Raw genomic sequence first — 22,531 nt, 5'->3', positions numbered from 1 at the left:
AACTCGTTACTGAATTTTTGAAACTTGGGTCACTGGGGGCGCGCATCATAGCCGATGCAGAGGCTCGGATAAAACGTCAGCGCGCGCTTAGACAAACTTCAAGGGACTTCACCAACTCGTCACCAACGCGCGGCATATCGGGGCAGTCGTCGCCAAGGAGCGCCCTCAGCGAGGTGACCTCAAGACCGGCATAACCGCAGGGGTTGATACGCGTAAAGGGCTCAAGATCCATATCGGCATTGAGCGACAACCCGTGGTAGCTAGAGCCGCGGCGCACTCTTAGTCCCAGTGAGGCAATTTTCCGGCTATTCACGTAGACCCCGGGAGCCTTGGGATCCGGTGCAGCCTCGATACCAAAGGTTTCGAGAGTTGTGACAATCGATTGCTCGATAACATCAACCAGCGCGCGGACGCCAAGATGCCGGCGGCGTAAGTCCACTAGTAGGTAAACGACCCACTGACCGGGGCCGTGATAGGTAACCTGCCCACCCCGGTCCACCTGTACTACCGGAATATCACCCGGCGCCAGAAGATGCTCTTCGCGTCCTGCCAGCCCCTGCGTAAAAACTGGAGGATGTTGGAGTAACCAAAGCTCATCGGGGGTTTCAGAGGTTCGTGCGTCAGTAAAGTTACGCATCTTGTCCAGGGTTTGCTGGTAATCGCACTCCCCAAGACGCCGAACAACCAGCTCCGGCGCAGTTGCAGCGTTCACAGCACCATCTGCACCAGACCCGTGGCCCGGAGATCCTGGTGAAGAGCCTCTAGCTGTTCGGGCCCAGTGGCAGTGATGATAATTGTCATGGAGAGAAAATTACCCTTGCGACTATCGCGAACAGTGATGGTCTTCTGATCGAACCCGGGGGCATGGCGCTCAAAAATCTCCAGGACCAGAGGCCTGAACTCTTTGACATTACGGCCGAGTACTTTTACCGGGTAATCACAGGGGAACTCAATCTTGGGTGGCTCTTCACCACCTTCCCCCTGCGCACCTGTAATGAGCTCAGCCACCGAAGAGCTGCGCCAACCACATTAAGACCATGTCCCAAATTCGGGCAAAAAAGCCGGCCGCCTCCACAGGCTCCAGGGCGACCAAGGGAATCTGCTGCAGTACCTCACCATCGAGGGTTAGGGTCAACTCGCCCACCGCATCGCCGACAGCCAAGGGCGCGCTAATAGGGTCCATGAGCACCAATTCGCTCAGCAGACTGTTGCGCTTGCCTCGGGGCAAGGTCATCACTACGTCTTCAGCAATACCGACCGGTACGTAATCAAGTTCGCCCTTCCAAATTCGGGGCTTCTCAAGCTCTTCTCCACCCGCGACCATCACATCGGTTTCATAGAACCGGAATCCGTAATTTAACAAACTGCGGGTTTCCCTAGCTCGCGCGCGGGCGCTGTCTGTTCCCATGACTACGGAGATCAGGCGCATGCCGTTGCGTTCCGCAGAAGCAACCAGTCCGTACCCCGCCTCACGGGTATAACCGGTCTTCAAGCCATCTACGGAAGGGTCCTCTCCCAAGAGCTTATTCCGGTTGTACTGCTTGATATCGTTATAGGTGTATTCGCGCTGACTGTAGACTTTGTAGTGCTCGGGAAAGCGCTGAATGATGTTCTTGGCAAGTACCGCAAGATCCCGCGCGGTGGTCAGGTGCTGAGGATGAGGCAAGCCATGGGAATTAGCGAAATAGGTCCCGTGGAGGCCCAGTTCAGCGGCGTGCTTGTTCATGAGATCGGCAAATGCCGCCTCACTGCCAGCGATGTGCTCCGCTACGGCAACGGTCGCATCATTACCTGAGGAGATAACTACTCCCTGCTCCAGCTGCCCGATTGTGACGGGCATCCGAGGCTCAATCCACATGAGCGAAGAGCCATTAAAAACCGGGTTTTGCGACCAGGCATTCCGGCTTACGGTGACCTGGTCTTCACGGGTGACACGACCCGCAGCAATCTCCGAGGCCAGCACATAAGCGGTCATCAGCTTGGTCAGGCTGGCCGGTGGCAGCTGCTCATCCGCGTTAGACTCGACAAGAACAGCACCACTATTCGCATCCACCAGAAGATAGCCGCGAGCTGCGATCTCCGGGGGGGCAGGCACGATGTTCTGCGCTGATACCGCAGCTGTGAATACAGCAAGGGTCAGAGCCAGACTGTGCGCAGCGGTGCGCGCAAGAATAAAAGAAAAACGTAAAGAATTTGGCATAGAAGTCAGGTCAGATATGCGGAGGCGGAGCATGGTACCGCAAGCTCTCAATACTGAAAAATCGCGGCGGAAATTGAAGCGAGAGGTGCTACCAAATAGTTTAGCCATTACGGCAGGGCCAGACCGGGTGAATAACCGCGGCTCATCAGCAAATCACGAAGATAGCGGAGCTGCTCTCCGTCGGCGACCGGGCCCACACGCACGCGATGCAAACGCTGCCCCCCGGCATCGACAGGGGTCACGCTCACGGGCGCATCCACCATCGCAGCGACAGATTCTCGGAGACCATCAGCTGTATCAGGATTAGCAAAGGCGCCCAGTTGAAGATAGCGATACTCGCCCGTCTCGCTATCACGAAGGTCGTCTATCCCGGCCAGAGTAATGGTCTCAACCAGAACCTCAGCGGTCCCTTTGTCGACAAAACCCAGCTTCACCGCGGCGGCGTAACTTAAATCGATCAATCGGTCTGGGTGGAAGGGCCCGCGATCGTTGATTCGCACCACCACCTGACGACCATTCCAAAGGTTGGTTACCGTTGCATAGCTGGGTATGGGGAGGCTTCGGTGGGCAGCCGTTGCGAGATATAAGTCATAGACCTCACCATTGGCCGTTTTATTGCCATGAAACTTGGTGCCATACCAGCTGGCGATACCCTTCTTGCTATATCCCTCGGCGCTCGGGAGGACGCGATATTCAACGCCATCGATGCTATAGGGCGAAGTATTACCTGCACGAAGAATAGGATCAGGACGAGGAACCGCATCTGCCACAGCGTCCGGCTCCATACTGGTTACCGGCGCGCCATCACCCTCCCAGGCGACCTTGGGATCAGAGCTGGAGCACGCTACCAGCGCAGTAACCGCAGTCAGGACACACAGAAGTCCTAAACTGGATTGCGTCACGCCTGCACGCCCGCGGCAATGCGCTGGCTCAACAAAAATACGCTCATCGCATACATAGCCGAGTGGTTGTAGCGAGTAATTACATAGAGGTTCTGCAAGCCCAGCCAGTACTCGTGGCCATCCACCAACTCAAACTTCATTGCCGTCGCCATCGCCTCAGGATCCACCTGCTGCTCGGGGGTCACACCCATGTCGATAAAGGCTTGGACCGATCGAGTGGGCTTTAGTCCGCCCTCAAAGGCTTCCTGGGGCGCCGCGTCTGAGGCCGTAGCCGCGCTGACAACGGGCTCTCCGCCTCGCCAACCATGCTTGGCCAGATAGTTAGCGACGCTTCCAATAGCATCGGTAGGGTTGTTCCAGATATCGACGAGTTCGTCCCCGTCAAAGTCTATGGCGTAGGCTCGGTAGCTGCTGGGCATGAACTGTCCGTAACCCATGGCACCGGCGTAAGATCCTTTTAAGGAAAGCGGATCCATGCCTTGTTCGCGGGACAAGAGCAAAAAGTTCTTGAGCTCACTGGTAAAAAATTTCGATCGCTTGGGGTAATCAAAAGCGAGAGTCGATAGCGCGTCAATCACGTCATAACTACCGGCGATCCGACCGTAGTAGGTCTCTACACCAATGATCGCGACGATTACCTCAGCGGGAACGCCCGTCTCTGCCTGCGCGCGGGAAAGGGCCTCACGGTGTTCCCGAAAAAACTCAACGCCCTCTCGCTCACGACGCTCTGTGAGAAAAATCTCGCGGTATTCGTGCCAGGGTTTGGTTTTCTCTGCCGGTCGCGATATGGCATCCAGAATGCTCTGCTGCCGCTCAGCCCCCATAAAAAGGGTCTGCAGCTCTTCCGCTGAAAAATCGTGCTCGGCAACCATTTCTGCAATCAGTGCCTGAGCGCCCGGATCATTCGAGTAATCCGCGTGTACCGGTGCTGTGATCAGCAATGCACCGAGCAAGCTGGCGCAAACGTGAAATCCAAATCTTTGGCGTTGCTTCACCTTAATAATCCTTTCTGAATATGTCGTGACGGAGTTCGAAACATGTCGTGACCGGGTTGGAAATATGTCGTGACGGGGTTCGAAGGGCGAACTGGGGACGATATAGCCATCTGCTATTGCCCCACCACACGCTTCTCGGTACTGACTGCCATAAGCAGCCCAAATCCAGCCATGAGGGTCACCACCGAAGTACCACCTGCGCTCACTAAAGGTAGCGGGACACCCACCACCGGGAGCAGACCCGCAACCATTCCCATGTTAACAAAGATGTAGACAAAGAAAGTCAGCGTAATACTCCCGCAGAGTATGCGACCGTAGCTGCTTTGTGCATACAGACCAATCCAAAACGCTCGCAGTAGGATCAAAATGTACAGACCAAGCAGCAGCAGCACGCCCTTGAGTCCAAACTCTTCAGCGAGCACAGCGATGATGAAATCGGTATGACTCTCGGGGAGAAAGTCCAGCTGGGATTGAGTGCCCTGAGTCCAACCCTTACCGGTCCAGCCGCCGGAGCCAATAGCCGTTTTGGATTGAATGATGTTCCATCCGGCGCCAAGCTTGTCGCTTTCAGGATTAAGGAGCGTCAGGATACGCTGTTTCTGATAGTCCTCGAGAAGAAACATCCACGCTGGCCAGGCGGAAAAAATGGCCACTAGCACCGTGCCAAAAATGAAGCGCCAACTGATGCCCGCCATAAAGATGCCGAACAAGCCCGAAGCGCCGATTAGCAGAGAGGTCCCAAGATCCGGTTGACGGATAATCAGGCCACAGGGGATAGCGATCAGTAACAGGCACACGGCGATGTGGCGTGAGGCTGGTGGTAACACGCGAGACCCAAGATACCAGGCAATGGTCATGGGAACGCCCAGTTTCATGATCTCTGAGGGCTGAAAACGAAAGCCACCAAGCTCGAGCCAGCGCTGTGCACCCTTGGCGCCGACACCGGCAACCGCCACCGCCGCCAAGAAAGACACCCCCAAAAGGTACCCCCAGGGAGACCAGCGCGACCAGCGCACCGGACTAAACTGGGCCATGACAAACATCACAACATAGGCGAGTACAAAGTACCGGCCCTGGCGCACCACGGCATCCATGCTTTGTCCCGATGCACTGTAAAGCACAACCAGCCCGTAGGCCGTGAGCAGCATCAGTAAAACCAGTAAAGGTGCGTCGACGTGGAGCTTTGCAGCCACCCCTGGCGGCCGAGTGAGAGGACCGACGTTCTCGGGCATCTGGCGAACGTATTCAGACACTAGCTCGGCTCCCTATCGAGCCAGGCATCCACCACCGCTCGGGCAATAGGATAGGCCGCACTACTACCACCACCGTTCTCAACAATCACCGCAACCGCAATCGTGGGCGCATCGAGGGGCGCAAAGGCGATAAACAAACCGTGATTGCGATGGCGCTCATCAATTTCGTCTTCGTTATACACAGCGTCCTGTGCGATGCCGATCACCTGAGCCGTGCCAGTTTTTCCGGCCATCTCGTAATCCATACCTTTTGCGATAGCTTTGGCGGTCCCGCGACGGCCATGCACGACTTCCCGCATACCCTCAACCACCGCGTCCCAATTTGCGCCATCGGCCATGAGCGGCTCCACCATGGGAGCTTCCAGCGGCTCATCACCAAGCCATTGCACCAGACGCGGCTCGCGATGTTCTCCATGGGTCGCAAGCACCGAAGTTGCCACGGCAAGCTGAAGTGGAGTCGCCAGCATGTACCCCTGACCGATACCGACGCTTAGCGTCTCACCGGGATACCAGGCCTCGCTGAGCGTCGAACGCTTCCATGCGGTTGAGGGCAAGACTCCTGAGCGCTCCGCCGTGGTATCAATGCCTGTGCGACGACCCAGACCATAGTGATCGAGATAATCGTGAATACCATCAACAGTCAGACGCCGAGCGAGATCGTAAAAGTACACATCGCAAGATTCAGCCAAAGCCATTTTCAAATCGACTTCCGGGGCGTGACCGGTGCCGCGGATACGCAGAATCCAATCGCGGTAGCGGCGACGGTCGCCGGGCAATCGATACCAGCCGGGGTCCGGCACCGTGAACAAGGGATCGATGAGACCGGCTTCAAGACCGGCCATGGCGATCATCGGTTTGACCGTAGAGCCCGGCGGGTATTGGCCCTGCACCGTGCGATTAAACAGCGGCACGTCCGGTGAATCCCGCAGAGCGTTGTAGTTGCGGCTACTAATACCATTAACAAACAAATTGCTGTCAAAAGACGGCGTACTGACCAAGGCCAGAACCCCTCCCGTCAGTGGATCGATGGCGACCACTGCTCCGCGCCTTCCCGCCAGTTGCTCATGGGCGACTCGCTGCAATTCGTAGTCGAGATGTAGAATCAGGTCCTCGCCAGGACTGGGATCAAAACGCTCCAGAACCCTCAGTACGCGGCCATGGGCGTTTGTCTCTACGGTTTGATAACCCACGGTGCCGTGCAATTCGTTTTCGTAGCGTCGCTCGATACCGATTTTTCCAATATGGAAGGTTCCCCGGTAATCCGCCTGATCTATGCTTGCCATCTCTTGTGCATTTATACGCCCCACATAGCCTAGTGCATGGGCGAACAGCTCACCATGAGGGTAATAGCGCTGCAGCTGGGCCTCGACAGTTACCCCGGGAAGGCGATGCTTGTTGACGGCAATGTAAGCCTGCTCTACGTCATTGAGACGAAAACGCAGGGGTACCGGGTCGTAGGGTCTGCGCTGCCGTACACGATTGCGAAACTTCTCGAGGTCACTCTCTTCGATAGCCACAAGCTCGGCGAGAGCGGCAAGAGTCTCATCCAAATCGTCGACGCGCTCAACGATCAGCGAGAGCGTGTAACTGGGACGATTGTCCGCCAGCAGCACACCGTTGCGATCATAGATAAGACCGCGTTTGGGCGGCAGTGGTTGCAGCTGAACGCGGTTGCGCTCGGACGCTGTGCTGTAGGCTTCAAACTCGTTGATTTGCAGGCTGTAGTATCTCGCCAGCAATACCCCGAGTAACGCCACCACAAATACCAGAGCCACCAGACTACGGGCGCCAAAAATGCGCTGTTCGCGTTGGGTATCTTTAAGAACTACGCGGGAGGCCATAGGTCCTTGCTAGAGACGTCGCGGATATCAGGCGCGATGATAGGGGTGTCCAATGGTGATTGTCCAAGCACGATACAACTGTTCGGCTAAAACCACTCTCACCAGGGGGTGCGGAAGGGTCAAGGGGCCCAGGGACCAACGCTGACGGGCAGCAGCTAAGCAAGCATCAGACAGGCCGTCTGGACCGCCTATCAGGAGGCTCAAGTCCTGCCCTTGCATCATCCACTGCTCCAGCTGTTTTGCCAGTTCTTCGGTGGTCCAGGGCTTTCCCCGGCCATCGAGAGCAACGCAATGATCCGAGGTGCTAACGCCTTTAAGCATCGCGATCCCCTCGCGCTCTTTTAACTGCCCGGCATTGGAGTTAGTACTGCGCGCGGCTAGCGGTATATCGCGCCATTGCAGTTTGAGTTCTCGGGGGAGGCGTTTTTCGTATTCACCAACGGCTGTGTCGACCCAGCGCGGCATCTTGCCTGCCACCGAGTGGACGTTAACGCGCATCAGTCGGAGTCGCTATCCGAACTGTCGCCACCCCACACGTTGTTAGTGTTATCGCCATTGTCATCAGCTGCGGCGGCGCTGTGCACCCAAAGTCGCTCCAGATCATAGAAATCTCGAGTCGCCGGCTGCATAACGTGCACAACAACATCTCCCAGATCCACGAGCACCCATTCTCCGGCGTCTTCACCTTCCACGCCCATGGGCATATGCCCGGCAGCCTTAGCCGTGCGCGACACGTTATCCGCAAGAGACTTCACATGGCGGCTCGATGTCCCGCTGCAGATAACCAGGTAATCCATCACGTTGCTGAGCTCACGCACATCAAGGGTTACCGGGTTGACACCTTTAAGGTCCTCCAGCGCTTCCGCCACCAGGTCCATGATCTCCCGAGTGGAGAGCGCTGGGGATTTATCTGTTGCTTTTTCTTTAGGGGTGATAGCCCGTTACTCCTGCTCTGCGTAGAGACCACGCTCGGCGATGTATGCAAGCACGCTCTCGGGAAGGAGATAACGTGCGGAAAGCCCTGATTGTAACAGGACGCGAATGTTTGTGGCCGAGATATCCTGGGGACTTAGTGTCTGTGTAACCAAGCTTCCCGCCGGCTCCCGAACAAGATCCTCTGCAACGCCTGCGTGGTCCCGCATAAGCGATCCAAGAACCCCCTGGTCGGGAAAAACCCAACCTGGTCTCGCCATAATCACCAGATGGGCGAGACTCAAAAGCTCTTCCCAGCGGTGCCAGTTAGGTAAGCCAAGAAGCGCGTCACAGCCCATGATCAGACAGATACCACGCTCATCGCCCAACTCGTGTCTGAGCTCTTCGAGACTCTCTACGGTATAAGAAGGACCCTCACGATCAAGCTCTCGTCGATCACAAACAAAGCGTCGCTCCCCCGCTATTGCGCGCTCCACCATGGCCGCGCGATCTGTAGCACTGACCTGTGGCGATGCTCGATGGGGCGGCTCACTCGCCGGCATAAAACGCAATTGAGCCAGAGGCAAAGCCTCGAGCAATTCCAGCGCAGAACGCAGATGACCAAAATGGATGGGATTGAAGGTTCCGCCAAACACCCCGACCGCGCCGCTGCGCTCTGGATAGATCAAAGTCTCCCCTGATACTTCACTCAACGGCGAATCTGTCCTTCGCCTAAGACGACAAACTTTTCTGAGGTAAGGCCCTCTAGCCCCACGGGCCCTCGAGCGTGCAGCTTATCGGTAGAGATTCCAATCTCTGCACCCAAGCCGTATTCAAAACCATCAGCAAAGCGTGTCGATGCGTTGACCATGACAGATGCGGAATCTACTTCGCGCAGAAAACGCTGCGAACGCAGATAATCGGACGTCACAATCGCTTCGGTGTGGCCCGAACCATAGCGAGCAATATGCTCCATCGCCGCATCGATATCATCGACAACACGAATCGACAGGATAGGACCCAGATACTCCGTTACCCAATCGTCCTCGCTAGCAGCTGTCGCGTCGGGAAGAAGGGCTAAGGTACGTTCGCAGCCGCGTAGCTCAACAGACGCGCTAGCGTAGGCCTCTGCCAGACGTGGTAGCAGTGATGCAGCCTCGTTCTGATGCACCAACAAGGTCTCCATGGTGTTACAGGTGCCATAACGGTGGGTTTTGGCGTTTATCGCAATGGCCAGAGCCATCTCAGCGTCTGCAGTTGCATCAACGTACACATGACAAACACCATCGAGATGCTTGATCACCGGGACGCGTGCTTCCTTGCTAATGCGTTCGACGAGGCTCTTTCCTCCGCGAGGTATAACAACATCAATTAAACCCTCGAGGCCCAGAAGCGCACCCACAGCCGCGCGATCCCGGGTCTGCACGAGTTGCACTGACGCGGCATCCAGACCCGCCGACAGGAGACCATCGGACATAGCGGCTGCAATCACTGCGTTGGAATGCAGCGCCTCGGAACCGCCCCGAAGAATCGCTGCGTTACCTGACTTGATGCACAAACTCGCTGCATCCGCCGTTACATTGGGCCGTGACTCATAAATGATGCCGATGACGCCAAGAGGAACGCGCATTTTTCCTACCCGGATGCCCGAGGGGCGCGCACGCATATCGCGAATCTCACCCACGGGGTCAGGTAAGCCAGCGACTTGACGCAGACCCTCAAGCATAGCGTCTATGCGATCATCGGTAAGTTCCAGACGATCCAGCAAAGCTGAATCCAAATCTGCCTCGCTCGCGCGTCGCATATCCATCGCGTTCGCTTCTCGCAGCACTTCCCGGCGCTCGTCGAGAAAAGCAGCAGCGGCGTACAAGGCTTGATTTCGGGCATCGCTCGCAGAGGCAACCAGCTTTCGCGCCGCGACACGGGCGCTAAGGGCCATGTCACGCACTTCAGTGCTTACATCTGCAGGGGTCACAGCGTTCATGACGTTTGTCTCAATATAAGTGGCAATGAATTATACCTGAGCTCGGGACACAAGAATGGCTTGCAAATACTATTGACAACTATTCTCATTTGAAATAGGTTAACGCTTCCAGTCATATCAAGAGCAGGAAAAGCATGTACGTTTGCATCTGCAATGGCATCACTGACAAGCAGATTCGTTCCGCCGTCGCCGGCGGCGCTAACACCTTGCAGTCTCTCAGAGACGAGCTTGGCGTTGCGAGCCAGTGTGGAAGTTGTACTGACCACGCCCTCAGTCTTCTCCAGGATAACGCCAGCCCGCCCCCCATTAGCGACGGTCTTTTCTATTCCGCTGCGTCACCCGCTTAAAGTCCCTCACTAAACTCGTTTGCTGAATTCTGTTGGCTACGCATTCTTGATTCGGAATGCTTGTCATTTGTGTTATCGACAATTTAGCTGGTAGCTGCTCTTAACAAGACGCTACAATTTCCCCCGTTATTTACAGGCCGGTTTAGCGCGACGCGCTCAGGGCTGTGAGCCAATAGCAACAGAAAAGACGCCGCTTCAGAGTCCTGGGATTGCGACAGATTTTAAAGCAGCAAGGAAAACATTTACTCAACAATTACTACACGATTCACGACATCAATCAGAAAGTGAAAAGGAGCCCCGCACAGTGAAAGGCGACCCAACAGTCATCGAGCATTTAAACCGCATTCTCGGCAACGAACTTGTGGCAATTAACCAATATTTTCTTCACGCTCGAATGTACAAGGACTGGGGCCTTGTAGAGCTTGCAGACCACGAGTATCACGAGTCCATCGACGAAATGAAACACGCCGATCAGCTAGTGGAGCGCATTTTGTTTTTGGAGGGACTCCCCAATCTGCAGGATCTTGGCAGATTAATGATCGGGGAAAACACGCAGGAGATGATGGAGTGTGACCTTAAGCTCGAGCACATCGCCCATAAGGATCTAAAGGATGCAGCCGCGTATTGCGAGAGTGTTGGGGACTACGTCTCCCGGGACTTGGTAGTAAGCATTCTCAATGCAGAAGAAGAACACGTCGATTGGCTGGAGACCCAGCTGAGTCTCATCGATAAGGTAGGTATACAAAACTATCTACAAACGGCAATGAATACCGTCAAGCCCGTCGCCTGAAGGCAAACTATGTGCAGGGCCCAAGGGGCCCTGCAATTTTCAAACATCAGGCTGCTTCGGCCGCCTCACGTACCAAAGGCTCAAGCTCGCCCTTTTCGTGCATTTCGGTGACGATGTCACAACCACCAATCAGCTCGCCTTTTACCCAGAGCTGAGGGAACGTCGGCCAATTCGCATAAGTGGGCAGGTTTGAACGAATCTCCGGATTACTGAGAATGTCTACGTAAGCAAAACGCTGACCACAGGCCATGAGAGCCTGCACAACCCGCGCAGAAAAACCACACTGCGGCTGGTTCGGCGACCCCTTCATGTAAAGCAGAACCTGATTCTGCTCAACTTGTTCCTTAATTTGCTCCATTACGTCCATGCTGTAGATCCTTTAAGTTATCTCAATGGCCAAACATTTTACTCGCTTTAGTATGACCAGTGCCACGGCGTAGCCATACTCCAAAAATTGTCAGGCCAGAAAAGAATAGCTATAGTTTTGTTGTGGCTGCATCAGAGCGGCCATTTTTGCTTTTTGGGACTCGCGAATTTTCCAGCGCAGCTGCGAGACCCACCGAACTGCTAACCGACCCTAACCTGGACAATGCCATGTCGGCTTTGATGAGTACCTATTCCCCGCTTCCCGTGAGCTTTTCTCACGGCCGGGGCGCCGAGCTGTTCGATTGTGAAGGACGGAGTTTTCTCGACGGACTGTCGGGCATTGCCGTAACCAATCTGGGACACGCGCACCCTCGCGTCACCGCCGCGATTACAGAGCAAGCATCATCGCTATTGCACTGCTCCAACATCTATCAGATTGATCTACAGGAACGCGTGGGCGAAGCGCTCACGCGTCGTGCGGGCATGGAGCGAGTCTTTTTTAGTAACTCCGGAGCCGAGGCCAACGAAGCCGCAATTAAGTTGGCGCGCTTACATGCCCATGAAAGAGGCATTGAACGCCCGCAGATCGTCGTATTAGAAGGTGCCTTTCACGGCCGCACCCTCGCCACCCTGTCGGCCACAGGCAATGAACGAATTCAGAAAGGCTTCGGCCCCCTGGTGAGCGGCTTTTTGCGCGCGCCTCGCAACGACCTCCACGCCCTACAAGCGCTGGCGCAGAAGCATGACGACGTTGCAGCGTTGATGCTCGAACCGGTGCAGGGTGAAAGCGGTATTCACCCCCTGGACCTCGAGTACCTGAACGGGGCTGCAAAGCTATGCAAAGAGCAAGGTTGGCTGCTGATATTCGATGAGGTTCAGTCCGGTAACGGTCGCACGGGCAGTTACTTTTACCACCAGCAGATTGACATCGCCCCTGACATTGTCAGTACTGCGAAAGCCCTGGGCAACGGGATGCCTATAGGTGCCTGCCTGGCACGGGGGGAGGCCGCACATACCTTCGCACCAGGGCACCATGGCTCTACTTACGGGGGCAATCCGCTCGCCTGCGCGGCTGCAGGAGCTGTGCTGCAGGCCCTGGAGGAAGAGCAGCTCCAAGAGCGCGCCCAGCCGCTGGGGGAGCTCATCGAGAAAAGCTTTAAAGAGACCCTAAATCATGATGACGCCGTAGCGCAATACCGCCGCGCGGGACTGATGATTGGTATAGAACTACAGCTCGACTGCGCCGAGCTAGTAAAGCTGGCCCTCGATGCGGGTCTACTTATCAATGTCACTGCCGGACGAACAATTAGACTTTTACCCCCGCTGGTAATGAGCAACGAACAAGGGCATCAGCTCGGCGAAACGCTCGCCGGGGTCGTTGACAGCTGGCTAACTAACAAACCAAGCAAAGAAGGTGTCGCGTGAGCAATCAGCATTTCCTAACTCTTCTGGATTTATCGCCGAAGGAACTAGACGCTCTCATCGATCGAGCAATAGCGCTCAAAACGGCACACCGAGCCGGCGAACCCTCACCGCAATTCTCAGGCAGTGTGATGGCGATGATCTTTGCCAAGTCTTCGACGCGAACTCGCGTGTCTTTTGAGGCGGGAATGGCGCAGATGGGCGGCCACGCAATGTTTCTTTCGCCCAGTGATACACAACTAGGTCGCGGAGAGCCCATCGAAGATAGCGCGCGGGTGATCTCCTCCATGGTGGATATCGTGATGATCCGCACCTTTGGGCACGACATTGTGGAGCGCTTTGCCGCCAACTCCAGCGTTCCGGTCATCAATGCACTCACGGATGACTTCCATCCCTGCCAGTTGTTGGCGGACATGCAGACGTACCGAGAGCATCGCGGTTCAATTCAGGGCAAAACGGTTTGCTGGCTCGGTGACGGCAACAACATGTGCCATTCCTACATCAACGCGGCGCGGCAATTCGACTTTAAACTCCATATTGCCTGCCCTGAAGGATTCGAACCTCAAGAAGAGCTTCTCCGTGATAACAGCGACCGGGTAACCGTCTTTCATGAACCCCGCGCTGCTGTGGCAGGCGCATCTTTGCTTGTCACCGACGTGTGGGCGTCTATGGGACAAGAAGAAGAACAGGCACGTCGCGAGGCGGCCATGGCCCCCTTCCAGTTGAACGCCGAACTTCTGAGACAAGCAGCGCCCGACGCGCTCTATATGCACTGTCTACCCGCACACCGAGGGGAAGAGATCAGCGCCGAATTGATGGACGCGACCGGCACAGTGATTTGGGAAGAAGCAGAAAACCGCCTACACGCGCAGAAAGCGCTAATCGAACACCTCCTGACAGACAAATAGGCGCCGTAAAAAAAGGCAAATAACCAGTGCGTATAGTCAACGGACGGCTTATAAGAAATCGGTCCAAAGCACCCACCGGGCAAAACACAACAGGCGGTGCCCCGATTTTTGATAGTTACTAGGCCTCTAGGGTTAGTAAGCACAGACATCAGTGGCAACTAACAAGTTATCCACAAGATAAACTCAGACTAATACGCTTGCTTTCCCCCCAAGACCGCTTTATCTTGTAGCCATTCGGCACTAAAAACCCAATATCTAGCGTTTCAGGTCAAACTGTGATTCGAAACACGATTCGAAAACGGCCTGCAGCTTGAGCAAAACGTACGCCAAGCTTGCTCAGTCAACGCATTGGGATGCAACGAGTGAAGAACGAGCACCACCAAAATCCAGAATCGTCTCCGAAAAAGAGCATAAAAACCAGGAACGTGGCCTCAAAAACGTTAAAAACGATATAAATGGCGCAGCGATGTTTTTTTTCAAAGCTTGCTACGCCAAGGAAAAGTATTTCTTTAAAAAAGACCCTATTGTCGCCAAAAAGCCACCTAAACACGGGAAAAAGACGGGAAACGCCCAAATTTAGGCCATTGATATGGAGAAGCTTCCAAGAAACGCGAATGGCAAAGAAATTAGAAACGAGCTGAAAAGCAGAAAAAAGACGAAGTAGTAAAAAACGTCAAAGAACGTAAAACAACAAACCAAAAAGCGTTAACCCAAATGGTGTTAGCCGAGTTTAGAGGAGTGAACACGAGTGACCATGCATACCAGCCAGGGCGGGGAAGCAACTCTCACAGAGAACGTAACGGATACCGCATCGGCGCAACAGGCAGCTAATGTCGCCGGCGCAAGCACTGCGGAAGTCACCGCGACGGCACCAGGGCAACTGCGCGTCATTAAGCGTAATGGCACGGTTGTACCGTTTGAGGCCAGCAAGATTTCTGTGGCCATTACTAAGGCATTCCTCGCAGTAGAGGGTGGCACAGCGGCGGCATCAAGTCGCATTCACGAAACTGTGGCCAAGCTCACTGAAATGGTGACTGCAACATTCAAGCGACGCATGCCTTCCGGCGGCACAATCCACATTGAGGATGTCCAAGATCAGGTCGAACTGTCACTCATGCGCGCCGGAGAGCACAAAATTGCCCGGGACTATGTGATCTACCGCGAGCAGCAGGCAACAAAGCGTGCCGCTCGACAGTCCCTCTCTGCAGAAACTCAGGAAGCCGCAGATCGCATCAACGTCGTACAGGCCGATGGCAGCAAGGCGCCGTTGGACCTTGAGCGTCTGCACATCGTCGTCAGCGAAGCCTGCGCTGGACTCGATGATGTTTCTGAAACGAGAATCCTTGATGAAGCCCTGCGCAACCTCTATGACGGGGTCAGCATGCAGGAGCTGTCTACATCACTAGTGATCACGGCGCGAACCCTGATCGAGCAAGAGCCTAACTACACCTACGCATCGGCCCGCCTACTGTGCGACAACCTGCGGACCGAGGCTTTGACCTTCCTCGGCGTGGCGGACAGCGCTACCCAAGGCGACATGGATCGTTTGTACGAGAAGGCGCTGACAGCTTACATCGCACGCGGTGTAGAGCTCGAGCTACTCGACCCGACACTGGCTGACTACGACCTTGAGCGCATGGGCGCCGCAATTCTTCCCGAGCGGGATCTGCAATTCACCTATCTGGGCCTGCAAACACTTTATGACCGCTACTTTATCCACAGCGATGAAGTGCGTTTTGAACTGCCGCAGATATTCTTCATGCGCGTAGCCATGGGTCTCGCCGTAGAAGAAGACGATCGTGAAGCGCGGGCGATAGAATTTTACCGACTGCTCTCTTCTTTCGACTATATGAGCTCTACGCCCACGCTGTTTAATGCGGGCACGCTGCGCCCTCAGCTGTCCTCCTGCTACCTGACCACCGTGCCCGATGATCTTCATGGCATCTATGGGGCAATTCAGGACAACGCCATGCTCTCCAAGTTTGCTGGCGGGCTGGGTAATGACTGGACGCCTGTGCGCGCTCTGGGCTCTTACATTAAAGGCACCAACGGCAAGTCGCAGGGTGTCGTTCCTTTCCTCAAGGTTGTGAACGATACAGCGGTAGCGGTTAACCAGGGCGGCAAGCGTAAAGGAGCGGTCTGCTCCTACCTTGAAACCTGGCACATGGATATCGAGGAGTTTGTCGAGCTGCGTAAGAACACCGGCGACGATCGACGACGTACTCACGACATGAACACCGCCAACTGGATCCCCGATCTATTTATGAAGCGTGTGTTTGACGATGGTGATTGGACTCTCTTCTCACCCAACGACGTTCCAGATCTCCACGACCTCTACGGCAAGGCCTTCGAAGAGCGCTACGGCGCCTACGAAGCTATGGCGGCCAGCGGTGACCTCAAGTACTTCAAGACCGTTAAAGCACAAAACCTGTGGCGCAAGATGCTCGGCATGCTGTTCGAGACGGGCCACCCCTGGATGACTTTCAAAGATCCCTGCAACCTCCGCAGCCCCCAGCAACACGCCGGTGTAGTCCACTCTTCCAACCTTTGTACAGAGATCACTCTCAATACAAATGCCGATGAGATCGCCGTATGTAACCTGGGTTCGGTCAACCTGCCGCAGCACGTTGATGAGAATGGCTTGAACCTGGAGAAGTTGGCCGAGACCGTACGCACCGCTGTTCGCATGCTCGATAACGTGATCGACATTAACTACTACTCGGTGGATACCGCGCGAAATTCCAACTTCCGTCACCGCCCAGTTGGTTTGGGTCTCATGGGCTTTCAGGATGCCCTCTACAAGCAACATATTGCCTACGGCTCTGATGATGCCGTTAGCTTCGCAGACCTTTCCATGGAAGCGATTAGCTACTACGCCATCGATGCCTCCAGCAAACTGGCAGAGGAGCGTGGTGCTTACTCAAGCTATGAGGGCTCACTGTGGAGCCAGGGCATCCTGCCTATCGACTCTTTGAGCAAGCTCGTCGAGGAGCGCGGCAGCGATTACATCAAAGTTGATGATTCCATGACCCTTGATTGGGCCACATTACGCGAAGCCGTAAAAACTCGAGGTATGCGTAATTCCAATGTGATGGCTATCGCACCAACAGCGACTATTGCCAACATCACGGGCGTATCCCAGTCCATTGAACCGACTTATCAAAACCTCTATGTGAAGTCGAACCTCTCAGGTGAGTTCACGGTGGTTAACCCCTACCTCGTTAACGACCTGAAAGCCCGCGGATTGTGGGACAGCGTCATGGTTAACGATCTCAAGTATTACGACGGTAGCGTGCAGTCTATTGAGCGAATTCCAGCTGATCTACGCGCCATCTACTCGAATGCGTTTGAGGTAGAGCCCAAGTGGATCGTTGAGTGCGCGAGCCGCCGTCAGAAGTGGATTGATCAGGCGCAGTCACTGAACCTGTACATCAACAATGCGAGCGGTAAAAAGCTGGACATTACCTACCGCATGGCCTGGTACAGCGGCCTTAAGACGACGTACTACCTGCGCTCTTTGGCAGCCACGGGAACGGAGAAGTCGACGATCGATACTGGGCAACTCAATGCCGTATCTTCCAGCGCCGAGCCAGCACCCGCGCCGGTACCGCTGGCCTGCTCACTCGATGACCCGGACTGCGAGGCCTGCCAGTAAACACTGTGGCCTGAAAATTCGGACGTATAAGTAGAAACAAGAAACAAGAAACAAATAGAAGGGCCGTGATCGCTGTGGGGGCGATCAGATAACGGTTTCAAACCTGTAGAAGTTACTTAAAGTAATTAGAAGTGACTAGAAGTAAAGAGCATAGGGAGTGACAACATGTTGAATTGGGACGATTACCACGCAGAAGATGGTGGCAACATAAGCACACCAGAGCCTGCCATGGCTGAGGCTGCTGCCGCCAATCTAGCGGAAATAGCAGCCACCGAGGTCGCCGAAGCGAGCGAGGCGGTTGCACAAAGCAATGCGCCGGCGGCAGAAGCCGTGACAGAAACAGCAACCACCGCTGCGGCAGCGAACACAAGTCCGGAAGCGACAGAAGAAGTAGCGCCAGAGGTTAAGGCGAACATCGATGCGGCGGCGGAAAGCCTGCGTAACCTCGATGTCGCGCCAGGCCTCGAAGAACTCGAAATGGGCGCAGCGCGCGTGTCCATCGACGAAAAGGCCATGATCAACTGCCGTGCAGATCTCAACCAGTTGGTGCCGTTCAAGTACGACTGGGCATGGCAAAAGTACATCGATGGCTGCGCAAACCATTGGATGCCCCAAGAGGTCAACATGACCGCGGACGTCGCCACGTGGAAGAACCCCGAAGGCCTTACCGATGACGAGCGCCGCATCGTAGAGCGTAGCCTCGGCTACTTCTCAACAGCTGACTCCCTAGTGGCGAACAACCTGGTCCTCGCTGTCTATCGCCTGATCACCAACCCAGAGTGCCGGCAATACCTGTTGCGACAGGCTTTCGAAGAGGCCATTCACACTCACGCCTACCAGTACTGCATTGAGTCACTGGGCATGGACGAAGGTGAAGTCTTCAATATGTATCGCGAAGTTCCTTCCGTCGCTAAGAAAGCGGCGTGGAGCATCAGCCATACTCATGAGATTTCAGATCCTAATTTCCGTACGGGAACCCATGAGTCTGATCAAACCCTGCTACGCAACCTCATTGGCTTCTATGCGGTAACCGAAGGGATCTTCTTCTACTGCGGCTTTACGCAGATCCTCTCTATGGGTCGACGTAACAAGATGACCGGCGTCGCAGAGCAGTTTCAGTACATACTCCGTGATGAGTCCATGCACCTGAACTTCGGTATCGATGTCATCAACCAGATCAAGCTCGAGAATCCACATCTGTGGACGGAAGAGTTCAAGCAGGAAGCCATTCAGATGATTCTGGAAGGCACCCAGCTTGAGATTGAGTACGCCAGAGACACCATGCCACGCGGCGTGCTCGGTATGAACGCAGCAATGATGGAAGAGTATCTTCAGTTCATCGCCAATCGTCGCCTTTCACAAATTGGGCTGCCAGAGCAATTCCCAGGCGTACAGAACCCCTTCCCGTGGATGAGCGAGATTATGGATCTTCGGAAGGAGAAGAATTTCTTTGAGACACGTGTGATTGAGTATCAAACAGGTGGCGCACTTTCCTGGGATTGAGCGTCAACTTGAGATTGAGTACCAACACGGCTGCCGGTGACGGTGTTCCGGCAGCCTCTCTGAAGCATTCCAGCAGTTCTCTGCGAGGCATGGCATGAACGACAAAGAGTTCGATCAGAAGCAAGAACCCGAGCAAGAGCCGGAGCAAAATGACAACGAGACCATCTTGATGGCTCTTGATCAGATCAGTCAGACCATCGACGTGATGACCAGCGTCGTGGGCAGACTCCGTCACTTTGTTCAGGAACAGGAAGTCACCGAGGACATGGAAGTTCGCGACGCCATGCGCCCCGGCAGAACACTGCACTAGAGCTCTTTTAGAGAGCTCTTGATAAAAGGGCCTCGCGACAAGAGTTCGTCGCACGCAATGAGAGTGGGGGCTAACCCCTCCATGACAGGACACTGCCCCCCACAGATTAGTAAGTCCGATTAAGTATCCGATACTCATTAAGAACCAACACATCTAGGGCGTCCCATGCCAAATATGACAGCCCGCGACGACCCGCCCGACACCGCCCTCTCCTCCTCGGCTTACACAGGCCTCCGGCGACAGTTGAGCCTTGCGCTTCTCGTCGCGGTAAACATACTTCCACTACTCGGCGTAATCTTTTTTGACTGGGACGTTGGGGCTCTCATCATTCTGTACTGGTCCGAAAACTTAGTTCTCGGCGCCTATAACATCCTAAAAATGGCTACCGTAGGCGGATTAAGCGCCGTGTTTCCCTCCATGTTTTTCTCCATACACTATGGCGGCTTTTGCGCTGAACACGGTTTTTTTATCCTGAGCCTTCTCTTCGATGCCCCTGCGTCCTTTGGCGACGATCCACCCTGGCCCTTGTTTCTTGTGTTCCTGCAGCTTTTGTTTGACGTCATTGAGCAAGTATTCGCTCTAGCGCCTAGAGAATGGATTATTGCCTTCATCGGCCTATTTATCAGTCACGGATATTCCTACGTCAGTAACTTTTTGATTGCCGGAGAACGCGAGTCGTCGACGGTCAGTAGCCTCATGTCGGCGCCTTACAAACGCATCATTATCCTCCACATCACGGTCATTGCGGGGGGCTTTGCGATCATGTCTTTGGACCAACCACTGTTCCTGCTAATCGTGCTGGTGGCCGTCAAAACCGCGGTGGATATCGGGCTTCATCTGAGAGAACACCAGCGCGCTGGAGTAAGAGCACAGGAAGACGGTGTATAAAGGGAGCCTGAATGCTCCGGACGCTACCGGATCGCTCATATTGACAGTGAACACATGCAAGAGGATCATGCGCAGCCTACAATTTGGGGGATAGCAGCCATGATCTATCAGAGCGACGCAATTACGCTCCAACGTCACGACAATGACATTCTTGAAATGCGGTTCGACCTTCAGGGCGAATCAGTCAACAAATTTAACCAACTCACCGTGCAGAGTCTTACCGAGGCTCTAGATGCCATCGATAAAGAAGCTGATGTCCGAGGCATGCTGGTTACCAGCGGCAAAGGCGTATTCATTGTGGGCGCAGACATCACTGAATTCACAGCGATGTTTGACGCGACCGTGGAAGAAATTCAGGCCTTCTCAAGCGGACAAAATGGCAACTTCAATCGCCTTCAGAATTTGCCCTTCCCTACGGTTGCTGTGATCAACGGCTTCGCTATGGGCGGTGGACTGGAAATCTGTCTCGCTTGTGACCTTCGCGTCATGAGCACCGCCGCCAAGGTGGGATTGCCCGAAACCAAGCTCGGCATCCTTCCCGGTTGGGGTGGCACCGTTCGTCTGCCCCGCATCATCGGCGTTGATGAAGCCGTGATGTGGATGGCCTCCGGTCAAGAGAAGAAAGCAGAAGATGCCCTCAAAGCCGGCGCAGTGGACGCCGTATCTGCTCCCGAGCAGCTTCAGGACGTCGCCCTACGCACTCTCGAAACCGCTGTCGCGGGTAAGCTCAACATCGAAGCACGGCGGAGCGCCAAGAGCTCGCCTCTACCGCTCAACGATACCGAGGCGATGATGGCCTTCTTCACCATCAAATCTATGGTGGCCCAGCAGGCCGGCAAGAACTACCCCGCGCCTATTAAAGTGGTAGAAGTTATCGAAGCCGCTCGAGGCATGGGTTTAGAAGACGCATTGAAGGTAGAAGGCGCTGGATTTGCCGAGCTAGCCAAGACGGACGTCGCTGCTGCGATGGTGGGATTGTTCCTTAACGACCAGATGCTGGCCAAGGTGGCCAAGGGTTGGGAGAAAAAAGCCGACAAGAAGATCGCTAGGGCTGCCGTTCTAGGTGCCGGCATTATGGGCGGCGGAATCGCTTATCAGAGCTCCCTAAAGGGTGTTCCCATCAAGATGAAGGACATCGCCCAGGAAGGATTGGACCTCGGTCTTTCAGAAGCCAATAAGCTGCTGGCAAAGCGCGTCTCCCGGGGCCGTATGACCGCTGACAAGATGGGTGCGGTGCTCAACAGTATTGACCCTACGCTGACCTACGAAGGTTTTGATAGCGTGGACATCGTTGTAGAAGCGGTCGTAGAAAACCCCAAGGTTAAGCATGCGGTACTGGCTGAGACCGAAAAGCACATCAGCCCGGATGCGGTGCTGGCGTCTAACACCTCTACGATCTCTATCGACTTCCTCGCCGAAGCACTAGAGCGCCCAGAGAACTTCTGCGGCATGCACTTTTTCAACCCGGTGCACGCGATGCCCCTCGTGGAGGTCATTCGCGGCGCCAAGACGTCCGATACTGCCATTGCACGCACCGTGGCCTATGCCAACCGTATGGGCAAGAAAGCGGTCGTTGTAAATGACTGCCCAGGATTCCTCGTGAATCGCGTCCTCTTCCCGTACTTCGATGGTTTTTCAAAGCTGGTCCGCGACGGCGCGGATTTCCAGGCGGTCGATAAGGTCATGGAGCGCTGGGGCTGGCCCATGGGTCCTGCCTACCTGTCAGACGTGGTGGGAATCGATACGGGTGTCCATGCCGCTGGCGTTATGGCCGACGGCTTCCCCGACCGTATGAAGATGGACTTCAAGACCGCCACAGAGACTATGTTTGAGAACGATCGTCTTGGACAGAAGAACGGCAAAGGCTTTTACGAATACGTCACGGACAAACGCGGCAAGCCAAAGAAAGTCGTCTCTCAAGAGACCTATGAGCTCATTGCGCCGATTACCGCTGAGCGTACAGAGTTTGAGCGCGAGGAAATCATCGCTCGCATGATGCTGCCTATGTGCACCGAGCTTGCTCGCTGTGTCGAAGAGGGCATCGTCGGATCACCCGCAGAAGCTGATCTTGCGCTGCTTTATGGCATCGGCTTTCCACCCTTCCGCGGTGGTGTATTCCGATGGATGGATTCTGTCGGTCTGGCTCACATCGCTGAGCAATCCGAAAAGTTTGCCCACCTCGGCAAAGCCTATGAACTGACCGACGGTATGCGCGCCAAACTCGCCGCCGGCGAGACTTACTACTAAGCGCAACA

22 protein-coding genes are annotated in these 22,531 nt (G+C 55.0%); 10 read left to right on the top strand and 12 right to left on the bottom strand.

The window, feature by feature from the left end:
- Nucleotides 1-76 precede the first annotated feature (76 nt).
- From lipB to R0137_RS05030, 11 genes are all read right to left on the bottom strand, one after another.
- On the bottom strand, nt 77-712 hold the full coding sequence (lipB, locus tag R0137_RS05080; RefSeq protein ID WP_407329054.1) for a lipoyl(octanoyl) transferase LipB: 636 nt from the start codon (nt 710-712) through the stop codon (nt 77-79).
- Nucleotides 709-1,008, bottom strand: a complete 300-nt coding sequence (locus R0137_RS05075; RefSeq protein WP_407329052.1) for a YbeD family protein — start codon at nt 1,006-1,008, stop codon at nt 709-711. The genes lipB and R0137_RS05075 overlap by 4 nt, the downstream gene beginning before the upstream one ends.
- Nucleotides 1,001-2,200: a D-alanyl-D-alanine carboxypeptidase family protein gene (locus R0137_RS05070; RefSeq protein WP_407329051.1), complete on the bottom strand. Its 1,200-nt coding sequence runs from the start codon at nt 2,198-2,200 to the stop codon at nt 1,001-1,003. Before R0137_RS05070 ends, R0137_RS05075 begins: the two co-directional genes overlap by 8 nt.
- 107 nt (nt 2,201-2,307) lie before the next feature.
- Nucleotides 2,308-3,102 (bottom strand): septal ring lytic transglycosylase RlpA family protein, encoded by a 795-nt coding sequence (locus R0137_RS05065; protein WP_407329049.1) that lies wholly within the window; start codon nt 3,100-3,102, stop codon nt 2,308-2,310.
- Entirely contained in the window at nt 3,099-4,097 is a 999-nt protein-coding gene (gene mltB, locus R0137_RS05060) for a lytic murein transglycosylase B (protein WP_407329048.1), read from the bottom strand. Before mltB ends, R0137_RS05065 begins: the two co-directional genes overlap by 4 nt.
- A 113-nt stretch (nt 4,098-4,210) precedes the next feature.
- Nucleotides 4,211-5,350, bottom strand: coding sequence for a rod shape-determining protein RodA (rodA, locus tag R0137_RS05055; protein WP_407329046.1), 1,140 nt, complete (start codon nt 5,348-5,350; stop codon nt 4,211-4,213).
- Entirely contained in the window at nt 5,350-7,191 is a 1,842-nt protein-coding gene (mrdA, locus tag R0137_RS05050) for a penicillin-binding protein 2 (protein WP_407329044.1), read from the bottom strand. The genes rodA and mrdA overlap by 1 nt, the downstream gene beginning before the upstream one ends.
- 27 nt (nt 7,192-7,218) lie before the next feature.
- The gene (gene rlmH, locus R0137_RS05045; RefSeq protein ID WP_407329042.1) at nt 7,219-7,689 is read right to left on the bottom strand and encodes a 23S rRNA (pseudouridine(1915)-N(3))-methyltransferase RlmH; all 471 of its coding nucleotides are present in this window, start codon (nt 7,687-7,689) and stop codon (nt 7,219-7,221) included.
- The gene (rsfS, locus tag R0137_RS05040) at nt 7,689-8,069 is read right to left on the bottom strand and encodes a ribosome silencing factor (protein ID WP_407329041.1); all 381 of its coding nucleotides are present in this window, start codon (nt 8,067-8,069) and stop codon (nt 7,689-7,691) included. Before rsfS ends, rlmH begins: the two co-directional genes overlap by 1 nt.
- Before the next feature lie 63 nt (nt 8,070-8,132).
- Nucleotides 8,133-8,816: a nicotinate-nucleotide adenylyltransferase gene (gene nadD, locus R0137_RS05035; protein WP_407329039.1), complete on the bottom strand. Its 684-nt coding sequence runs from the start codon at nt 8,814-8,816 to the stop codon at nt 8,133-8,135.
- Nucleotides 8,813-10,087 (bottom strand): glutamate-5-semialdehyde dehydrogenase, encoded by a 1,275-nt coding sequence (locus R0137_RS05030; RefSeq protein WP_407329037.1) that lies wholly within the window; start codon nt 10,085-10,087, stop codon nt 8,813-8,815. The genes nadD and R0137_RS05030 overlap by 4 nt, the downstream gene beginning before the upstream one ends.
- Before the next feature lie 134 nt (nt 10,088-10,221).
- On the opposite strand from R0137_RS05030, the gene R0137_RS05025 reads away from it, so the two are divergent.
- Both R0137_RS05025 and bfr read left to right on the top strand, forming a co-directional pair.
- A complete protein-coding gene (locus R0137_RS05025; protein WP_405271075.1) occupies nt 10,222-10,434 on the top strand; it encodes a bacterioferritin-associated ferredoxin in 213 nt (70 codons plus the stop codon).
- Nucleotides 10,435-10,738: 304 nt separating this feature from the next.
- Entirely contained in the window at nt 10,739-11,224 is a 486-nt protein-coding gene (gene bfr, locus R0137_RS05020) for a bacterioferritin (RefSeq protein WP_405271074.1), read from the top strand.
- Nucleotides 11,225-11,270: 46 nt separating this feature from the next.
- On the opposite strand, the gene grxD is transcribed toward bfr, so the two are convergent.
- Complete coding sequence (gene grxD, locus R0137_RS05015) at nt 11,271-11,591, bottom strand: Grx4 family monothiol glutaredoxin (RefSeq protein WP_405271073.1); 321 nt, start codon at nt 11,589-11,591, stop codon at nt 11,271-11,273.
- Nucleotides 11,592-11,713: 122 nt separating this feature from the next.
- Here grxD and R0137_RS05010 point away from each other — a divergent pair, with 122 nt between their 5' ends.
- The 8 genes from R0137_RS05010 to fadB all read left to right on the top strand — a co-directional run bounded on the left by R0137_RS05010 (nt 11,714) and on the right by fadB (nt 22,523).
- The gene (locus tag R0137_RS05010) at nt 11,714-13,015 is read left to right on the top strand and encodes an aspartate aminotransferase family protein (protein ID WP_407329035.1); all 1,302 of its coding nucleotides are present in this window, start codon (nt 11,714-11,716) and stop codon (nt 13,013-13,015) included.
- Nucleotides 13,012-13,920, top strand: a complete 909-nt coding sequence (gene argF, locus R0137_RS05005) for an ornithine carbamoyltransferase (protein ID WP_407329033.1) — start codon at nt 13,012-13,014, stop codon at nt 13,918-13,920. The genes R0137_RS05010 and argF overlap by 4 nt, the downstream gene beginning before the upstream one ends.
- Before the next feature lie 310 nt (nt 13,921-14,230).
- Entirely contained in the window at nt 14,231-14,500 is a 270-nt protein-coding gene (locus tag R0137_RS05000; protein WP_407329031.1) for a hypothetical protein, read from the top strand.
- A 174-nt stretch (nt 14,501-14,674) separates the two neighbouring features.
- The gene (locus R0137_RS04995) at nt 14,675-17,575 is read left to right on the top strand and encodes a ribonucleoside-diphosphate reductase subunit alpha (protein ID WP_407329971.1); all 2,901 of its coding nucleotides are present in this window, start codon (nt 14,675-14,677) and stop codon (nt 17,573-17,575) included.
- Nucleotides 17,576-17,740: 165 nt separating this feature from the next.
- Nucleotides 17,741-19,078, top strand: a complete 1,338-nt coding sequence (locus tag R0137_RS04990; RefSeq protein WP_407329029.1) for a ribonucleotide-diphosphate reductase subunit beta — start codon at nt 17,741-17,743, stop codon at nt 19,076-19,078.
- Between the two features lie 94 nt (nt 19,079-19,172).
- Nucleotides 19,173-19,388, top strand: a complete 216-nt coding sequence (locus R0137_RS04985; RefSeq protein WP_405271068.1) for a hypothetical protein — start codon at nt 19,173-19,175, stop codon at nt 19,386-19,388.
- A gap of 165 nt (nt 19,389-19,553) precedes the next feature.
- Entirely contained in the window at nt 19,554-20,276 is a 723-nt protein-coding gene (locus R0137_RS04980; protein WP_407329027.1) for a DUF6498-containing protein, read from the top strand.
- Nucleotides 20,277-20,375: 99 nt separating this feature from the next.
- Complete coding sequence (gene fadB / locus R0137_RS04975) at nt 20,376-22,523, top strand: fatty acid oxidation complex subunit alpha FadB (RefSeq protein ID WP_407329025.1); 2,148 nt, start codon at nt 20,376-20,378, stop codon at nt 22,521-22,523.
- Nucleotides 22,524-22,531: the final 8 nt, after the last annotated feature.

The sequence above is a fragment of the Congregibacter brevis genome (assembly GCF_045689245.1).
Taxonomy (GTDB): Bacteria; Pseudomonadota; Gammaproteobacteria; order Pseudomonadales; family Halieaceae; genus Congregibacter; species Congregibacter brevis.
This window is presented reverse-complemented; position numbering and strand designations above follow the sequence as displayed.